Genomic DNA, 7,305 nt, shown 5'->3' on the forward strand with positions numbered 1-7,305 from the left:
TGATATATAAAGATAACGATAAATCAGAACTCAGATTTTAACAGGAAGGTTTTTTATCCCTTCCAAAATCAATTCTGCAATTTGTTTTTTGGGAAGGACTTCTGAAACCACTGATCTTCCGTCAGCAAAAAAGAGACTTACTTTGTTGGTATCCAATTGGAAGCCTGCGCCTGTATCTTTCATGGAATTGAGGACGATCAGGTCAAAATTCTTTCTTTCAAGTTTTGACTTGGCATTGAATTCCTCATTTTCGGTTTCAAGGGCAAAACCTACGTGGATCTGATGTGGTAGTTTTTCTTTTCCCAACGAAAGAGCGATATCCACATTTTTGACCAAATCCAAGGTCATTCCTTCACCTTCTTTTTTGATTTTTTCCGCAGCGGCACTTCGGGGAGCATAATCTGCTACTGCTGCAGCAAATACACTGATATCCATTTTAGGATGAAGATTGGCTGCTGCCTGATACATGTCCTTTGCACTGCGTACCGGATAAATCCTGATATTGGGATTGTTTGGCTTTTTCGCGCCAACCCCAAGGACTAAATGAACATCAGCACCTTCGTCTGCAAAGGCATCCGCCAATGCTGCACCCATTTTTCCTGAAGAATGGTTGCTGATAAACCGGACAGGATCCAATGCTTCCTGTGTAGGTCCGGAAGTCAATAATACTTTTTTGCCTCGAAAGGACTGTTTTTTTGAAAAATAGGAAATGACATGGTGGAGTATTTTTTCCGGTTCCATCATTCTACCTTGTCCCGACAGACCGCTTGCAAGCTCTCCTTCCTCAGCATCGAGAATAAGGTTGCCAAATGAAAGGATGGTTTCAAGGTTTTTTCTGACGGCGGGATGTTGGTACATGTCCAAATCCATGGCGGGTGCAACCATCACTGGGCAACGCGCCGAGAGGTATGTGGCCGCCATGAGATTGTCGCAAATTCCATTTGCCAATTTGGATAAGGTATTTGCTGAAATTGGGGCAATCAAAAACAAATCAGCCCAGAGACCTAGATCAACATGATTGGTCCAGACTCCTGATTTTGGATCATAAAACTGATGATGTACAGGATTTTTGGAAAGCGTAGCCAAAGTCAGAGGCGTAATAAAATCAAGAGCGGAAGTACTCATGATTACCTGTACTTCCGCTCCTTCTTTGACCAACAAACGAGTAAGAATCGCAGATTTGTATGCTGCAATACTACCTGTAATTCCCAATAAAATACGTTTGCCCCTAAGTTGCATTATTCTCCTTCAAATGTTGTGTCAGGATGTCTGTAATATAATTTCCCGTCCATAAACTCTTCCATGGCCAAGTTTGTAGGTTTTGGCATTCTTTCATAGAATTTGGAGATTTCGATCTGCTCTTTATTTTCAAAGACTTCTTCAAGGTTATCGACTGTGGAAGCAAATTCTGAAAGTTTGTTGTTCAACTCTTCCTTCATGGTTGAAGATATCTGCTTGGCTCTTTGGGAGACAATATGGATAGATTCATAAAGGTTGCCGGTCGGTTCGGAAACTTTGTCCAAATCCCTTGTGATAATTGATGGATTAACTGCCATAATATGATTAGTTATTTTTAATTTCTGTTGATAATTCTTTTGGAACTTCAGGCTGATTTATTTGGGCTGCTTCAGCATCTAATTTAGCTTTAGCCAACTGCTCCTCATACTCCCGCTTTATTTTTTGATGAGCTACCAGTTGGGTTTGTGATTTCTTGATCAAAGTCTCAATGCTTCCCAAATATTTGCTTTCGGGATATCTTCTTTTAAACTGATCGGCATATTTGGACACATCATTGAGCCTTTCTTCCTTTTTGTCAAAGACACTTCGCTCACCGTAGGCCAAGCTTACCTCAACCAATTTGAACCCCAATTCCTCATTATGTTTGCTATCAGGATAGCTCTTGGCAAAATTTTGGAAATTAATAATGCAAGCCCTGTAAAATTCACCTGGATATAAACCATCCGTCAATTTCAGATAAAGCATTGATTCCTGATATGCCTTTTCTTCAAACCTTACTTGAAGATCATCAATCATGGCAGTTGCTCTTTCATAGGAATCCGATTCCGGAAATCTACTGATGAACAGCTGAATGGCATTTACTGCATCGTGACTGCTTTTTTGATCAAGATTATAATCAGGAGCATCAAGATAAAGGGAATATGCATTCATAAATAATGCTTCTTCTGCAAGTGGACTCCTATTATAAGTTTGGTAGAACGTGTTGAAGTAACCTGCCGCCTCAATATATCTTTTCATCCTAAAATGACTGTAGGCATAATTGAAATCAGCAAGTTCTGCTTTTTCACTCCCTCTGATTACAGGGAGAACTTTGTCGTACAATATTATTGCTTTGCTATATTCTCCGGCATTATAATAGGTATTGGCAGATTCGTAGAGTTCTTCCCAATTGGTACTTTTTTCTAATTTATAGAACTTGCCACAAGAGGAAGTTGCCAATAAGAACAAAAGGAGAATAAATGGAGTGAGGTTTTTCATTATTTTTTCAAGCCGCAAATATAAGGGAATTAACATACTAATCCAATTAATTGATATCCATGGAATCAGCTTACTTCTTGACAACGAGTTTTTTGGTGACTATATTTTTATTGTCAACAAATAAGGTATAAAAATATACTCCAGGATGGAGGTCTGCCACGTTGATGACAAGACTTTTTTGGGCCGGTTCTAACCGGTATTCGGCCACTGGATTACCTATGAAGCTATTGATTGTGATTTTTGCTAATGCATTTGGATTTTTGAATTCATAATCTATTTGAGCAATCCTATTACTGGGATTGGGATAGACGCTGCCGATTGAAATGTCTTTATGGTTAGTTTCTTCAACACTTGGATTGAAAACGTCATATACAGCTTCAATGATGAATACATCCCTGATGTTTTCTGTATTGGTAAAATGTAGGTCAAAATTACCTTTAGTCTCAGTGATGCCTAAGTCAAACTCAAGATACATGTCTGTGAATATTTCTCCGGGAGCAAGCCTTAGCTGGATTTTTGTCATTTCCCTCTTAGGATCTAAGCATCTGTCTCCTATGCAAAGTTTGATACTTTGTGAAGAACCGATATTTCCACGCAAGAACTTGAGACCATATCCTACAGTTTGATTGCTTAGATTTTGAATGATAAGGGATTTGCGCTGTGCTGTTCCTATTTTTCCATTGAATTCAATATTCTCAGATAACACGCGCACCTGTGCTTCCGAGTATGTCGGAAGTAACATTAAGGTGAGTGCAAAAAGTAAGAAAATATTTTTCATGTAGATTTTTTGTCAATAGGCCTATAACTGTTTTGATGCAATTCATTTTTAAATACGTATAAAAATACCAAATAGGTTTGAACTATTATCACATTTGCGGTTAAAATTTGTTAACCTTTATGAAATTTTTTTTTAGTGTCTCCGTTACAGAAAATTTAAATTTCTAGTGTTAAGTAAAACCCCATTGGTTACTCGCCTGATTTAAGTTTTTCCTTTATTAATTTTTGTATTTCCTCCTCTTCAGGATGAGGAACTACAGCATCAGGTTCGTTGAAAAAATTAAATTGAATTTCCTCTCTTTTTCTGGGAATTCTCCAGGAAAAAATCACTTCCATACTGGGTTTTTCACTTTCTCTCCATTTAAACCCTTCCAATTGTCGCTCGTCATCTTCCAGCATGTGGGGTGGTTTGAAGGATCCTTCAGGCTTGACAAGCCAATTGGTTTTAACCAAGTTACCGTCATCAAAAAACATAAGGATGTTGGCACAAAGCATTTTGTTCATTCCCCGAAGCGTAGAATCACCAATGAGGTCAAAGTAAATGGACTCTCCGTTACCTTGTATATGGAGTTTGCTCATTTTTTGTTCCTTGAAATAACCGGTCATCTTCCGGCCTTTCATTTGGTTGAAATTGCCTATGGTATCTCTTGTGATGGTAAAGGCTTTTTGATTGAGATATACCCGGTCGATCTCTTCATTGGCAATCAAAAATCTGATGCTGTCTGCTGAGATCTGGCTTTTATTATCCCAAAGGACCGGATCTTGGTAGAGATGAATCGTGGAATCTGCATAGATGTATGCCAATGAATCTGACCTGCCGTGTAAAGTGGATTTGATCAATCGCACATTATGGAAAGCCAGTAAATGTCTGTCTGCTGCATCTTCACTGTCCTGGGAAATCAAAGTATCCGCAATCATGTACATGGTGTCTGCTTTGAAATATTTCTGGACCAACGAATTGCCATAGACGATGCTGTATTTTCTGTCTTCCCAGTATTTGCCCTCTTCACCAAATATCTCTATTTCCCTTTCTTTGTTCAGTACACTGACATTGCCTTTTCCTTCATAGTATTTTTGGTTTTCATCATAATAAAGTGTTTCACCATATACTTTACTCGTTTCTGTTTCCACATCTCCGTCATAAAATCTAAAAATCTTATTTTCAGTATCGTAAAAGCTGCCTTTTTGGGCATTCAGCTTATCTCCGTCTTTTGAAATGATATTGGTAACGCCTACCGTTTCTGAAGTTTTGGGAATCGTCCTGTAGATCAAAAAGTTTGTTCTCAAAGTATAATCAGGGTTGACAAGAACCACATCCTCTGTAAATGTGATTTTCTCTATTGATGTTTCATACACACCATTTTTACTGGTAAGCACATTGGTGCTGTCCACCACTTTGCCATCATTGAAATAATTGGCAATGCCTGTTGTTCTATCATAATCCAGAAATTCAGTGTACAAAGTCGTAGATTCATTTTTAAAGACCACCTTGTTTCTGAGTTTGGCGATTTTGGTATTGCCGTCATATTCAGCATATCGGCTATTGGTGGTTATCGGATCATTTTGATCCACAATTCTTACATTTCCATAGAGGACTGCTTTGTTTTCATTTCTATAGAAATACGCAGAATCACAATAAATCAAAGAGTTTTGGTGCTTCATCCTCACATTATGAAGTAGCCTTTCAAAACCCCCTGCACCCTGAAGGAGGTCAGCCTGTTGGATTTCCAACATGTTCTGTGCCATGGAGGTCTGTACTAATACCAGAAAAATTAGGGTGACAAGAAAATATGTGTTTTTAATCATTTGGTTTGAAATCGATCCCAAAATTAACCAAAAATGGTATTTTTGATTTATGAAAGACCTTTTTAAAATTCATATACGTTCGAAAAATCTTTTGGATTTGGAGAAATCATACCTTTTGGCAATTAGTGGAGGAATTGACAGCGTTTGCTTGGGGCACATGTTGCATGAATTAGGTTTTAGGTTTTCGCTGGGACATGTCAATTTTCAGCTTAGAGGAAAGGAAAGTGATGGAGATGAAACCTTTGTGAGAAATCTTGCTGCCCAATGGGAGGTGCCCATTTATGTGACCAAGACCAATAGAGAAATATTTAAAACCACCGGAAAATCCACCCAGATGGCAGCCAGGGATTTCAGGTATGGTTGGTTTGAGGAATTGACCAATGAAAACGGATTCGATGGTGTTTTGGTCGCACACCAGTTTGAAGATCAGATTGAGACCATCTTTCTCAACCTCTTGCGGGGAACAGGGATTGAAGGAATATATGGAATGGCCGATAAAAGAGGGATTATTGTCCGGCCCTTGTTGCCGTTTTCACGGACTCAGATCAGGGAGTATATGGAGGGAAATGGATTCTCCTGGAGAAATGACAGTAGCAATGAAACCAATGATTATAAAAGGAATCTTTTACGAAACAGGGTTCTGCCTACATTGAGTGAGGATTTCCCCGATGGTCTTCAGGTGTTGGATATGAGCTTCAAAAGACTTAAAGATACAGGAAAGGCTTTTTTCGAACTTTACGGATTGTGGAGAGAACAGTATGTGCGTTTGGAAGATGGATATCAATATCTGGAGATTTCGAGTATAAAGAACTTGTCAGGTAGGCAATCCATGTTGTATTATTGGTTGAGGGATTTTGGCTTTTCATATTTTGATGTGGAGGATGTTTTCCAATCAGTTGATATTGGCGAACCTGGCAAAACATTCTATGCAGGGGAGTATATGTTAAACCTGGATAGGGAATTTTTGATTCTTGGAAAAAATGATTTTGAATGGGAGCCCTTAGCAGTAAGTACCTATGATATAGAATTGAATCTCAGGTCGCAGAAGTTTGAAATTCTGCGATTGTGGAAAGATTTTGAAATTGAACGTTCCTCCGAAAATGCCATGCTGGATTTTGCTAAACTCAAGTTCCCACTTTCTGTAAGAAAATGGGAACAGGGAGACAGGATGGTGCCATTGGGAATGGACAAAGAAAAAAAAATCAGCGATTTATTAGTAGATTTGAAAGTGCCCATCATCAAAAAGAAGCAAGTGTTGGTTCTACTATCAGGGGATAAAATTGCCTGGCTGGTAGGTTACAGGATCAGCGATCATTTCAAATGCACCCCATCTACAAAACAGGTTTTATACTTTAAAAAAGTAATATCATGATCAATCCTTTTTCAAAAACCTTTAGTACCTCAGAATTGGAGACTTTCCAGTTCCTTTCCCAGATCAGTTTTTTTGAAAAACTAAAAAATGCTGAAATGGCCCGCTTTCTTTCAGCTATCCATTACAGAAAATATGTTAAGGATGAGGTGATATTTTTCAGGGGTGACCCAAGTCATGCTTTTTATGTAGCCAAAACAGGTCTTGTCAATTTGACGCTGGATATCAAGGATGATTTTGAGGTAATCAAAGAAGTGAGAAAAATGGAAGCCTTTGGTGAGAACGCCTTATTGGAAAATACAAAAAGGATTTATACTGCTGTGGTTCATTCAGATCAGGCCGAGTTGCTGGTAATTCCTCATTTTGCTATTCATGAGATTTTTGATAACAATCCCAAAATTAAGGCGAAGATGATGACTTCTCTAGCTGAATTTTATAATGAAAACAATCATCGTCTGTTCAAATCCTACAAAAGTTCCTTCGGTTTCTTTAATTTGGGTGAAATGTTTGACACCACCTCTAGATGACAGTTTTTGCGATAATTATCAATTTTATCTATACCTATTAGCAAAAGTCTGATGACATACCTTGAAGTTATCCCAAGGATTGCTTTATTAAACAGGCTTTGTTTAATAACTTAGCACCACTTTTAAACCAAAATATAAAACTTAAAATAATCATATAATTATGACAAAAGTAACAGTAGTAGGTGCCGGAAATGTAGGTGCTACATGCGCAGATGTATTGGCTTACAGAGAGATTGCCGAAGAAATTGTACTGGTGGATATCAAAGAAGGTATAGCCGAGGGCAAAGCTTTGGATATCTGGCAAAAAGCCCCGATCAATCAATATGACAG

Annotated in this window: 8 protein-coding genes; 3 read left to right on the top strand and 5 right to left on the bottom strand. The window is 38.2% G+C overall.

All coding sequences use genetic code 11. The annotated features are described in order from the left end of the window. Positions 1-30 precede the first annotated feature (30 nt). The 5 genes from coaBC to ACEW8O_RS02490 all read right to left on the bottom strand — a co-directional run bounded on the left by coaBC (position 31) and on the right by ACEW8O_RS02490 (position 5,079). Positions 31-1,239 (bottom strand): bifunctional phosphopantothenoylcysteine decarboxylase/phosphopantothenate--cysteine ligase CoaBC, encoded by a 1,209-nt coding sequence (gene coaBC, locus ACEW8O_RS02470; RefSeq protein ID WP_373493040.1) that lies wholly within the window; start codon positions 1,237-1,239, stop codon positions 31-33. Next, on the bottom strand, positions 1,239-1,556 hold the full coding sequence (locus ACEW8O_RS02475) for a DNA-directed RNA polymerase subunit omega (protein WP_373493041.1): 318 nt from the start codon (positions 1,554-1,556) through the stop codon (positions 1,239-1,241). The genes coaBC and ACEW8O_RS02475 overlap by 1 nt, the downstream gene beginning before the upstream one ends. A 7-nt stretch (positions 1,557-1,563) precedes the next feature. Next, on the bottom strand, positions 1,564-2,496 hold the full coding sequence (locus tag ACEW8O_RS02480) for an outer membrane protein assembly factor BamD (RefSeq protein ID WP_373493042.1): 933 nt from the start codon (positions 2,494-2,496) through the stop codon (positions 1,564-1,566). A gap of 70 nt (positions 2,497-2,566) precedes the next feature. Further along, positions 2,567-3,274 (bottom strand): T9SS type A sorting domain-containing protein, encoded by a 708-nt coding sequence (locus ACEW8O_RS02485; protein ID WP_373493043.1) that lies wholly within the window; start codon positions 3,272-3,274, stop codon positions 2,567-2,569. Positions 3,275-3,462: 188 nt separating this feature from the next. Beyond that, positions 3,463-5,079 (bottom strand): OstA-like protein, encoded by a 1,617-nt coding sequence (locus tag ACEW8O_RS02490; protein WP_373493044.1) that lies wholly within the window; start codon positions 5,077-5,079, stop codon positions 3,463-3,465. A gap of 49 nt (positions 5,080-5,128) precedes the next feature. On the opposite strand from ACEW8O_RS02490, the gene tilS reads away from it, so the two are divergent. The 3 genes from tilS to ACEW8O_RS02505 all read left to right on the top strand — a co-directional run. After that, positions 5,129-6,451: a tRNA lysidine(34) synthetase TilS gene (gene tilS, locus ACEW8O_RS02495; RefSeq protein ID WP_373493045.1), complete on the top strand. Its 1,323-nt coding sequence runs from the start codon at positions 5,129-5,131 to the stop codon at positions 6,449-6,451. Then, a complete protein-coding gene (locus ACEW8O_RS02500) occupies positions 6,448-6,975 on the top strand; it encodes a Crp/Fnr family transcriptional regulator (RefSeq protein WP_373493046.1) in 528 nt (175 codons plus the stop codon). The genes tilS and ACEW8O_RS02500 overlap by 4 nt, the downstream gene beginning before the upstream one ends. A gap of 160 nt (positions 6,976-7,135) precedes the next feature. Then, positions 7,136-7,305 (top strand): lactate/malate family dehydrogenase (locus ACEW8O_RS02505; RefSeq protein WP_407936181.1); only part of this gene is annotated, 170 nt, incomplete at its 3' end.

The sequence above is a fragment of the Aquiflexum sp. genome (genome assembly GCF_041749095.1).
Taxonomy (GTDB): domain Bacteria; phylum Bacteroidota; class Bacteroidia; order Cytophagales; family Cyclobacteriaceae; genus Aquiflexum.

Excerpts from the sequence above, each read along its gene's own strand:
- coaBC (WP_373493040.1), bottom strand. The coding sequence starts at position 1,239 with ATGCAACTTAGGGGCAAACGTATTTTATTGGGAATTACAGGTAGTATT.
- ACEW8O_RS02475 (WP_373493041.1), bottom strand. The coding sequence starts at position 1,556 with ATGGCAGTTAATCCATCAATTATCACAAGGGATTTGGACAAAGTTTCC.
- ACEW8O_RS02480 (WP_373493042.1), bottom strand. The coding sequence starts at position 2,496 with ATGAAAAACCTCACTCCATTTATTCTCCTTTTGTTCTTATTGGCAACT.
- ACEW8O_RS02485 (WP_373493043.1), bottom strand. The coding sequence starts at position 3,274 with ATGAAAAATATTTTCTTACTTTTTGCACTCACCTTAATGTTACTTCCG.
- ACEW8O_RS02490 (WP_373493044.1), bottom strand. The coding sequence starts at position 5,079 with ATGATTAAAAACACATATTTTCTTGTCACCCTAATTTTTCTGGTATTA.
- tilS (WP_373493045.1), top strand. The coding sequence starts at position 5,129 with ATGAAAGACCTTTTTAAAATTCATATACGTTCGAAAAATCTTTTGGAT.
- ACEW8O_RS02500 (WP_373493046.1), top strand. The coding sequence starts at position 6,448 with ATGATCAATCCTTTTTCAAAAACCTTTAGTACCTCAGAATTGGAGACT.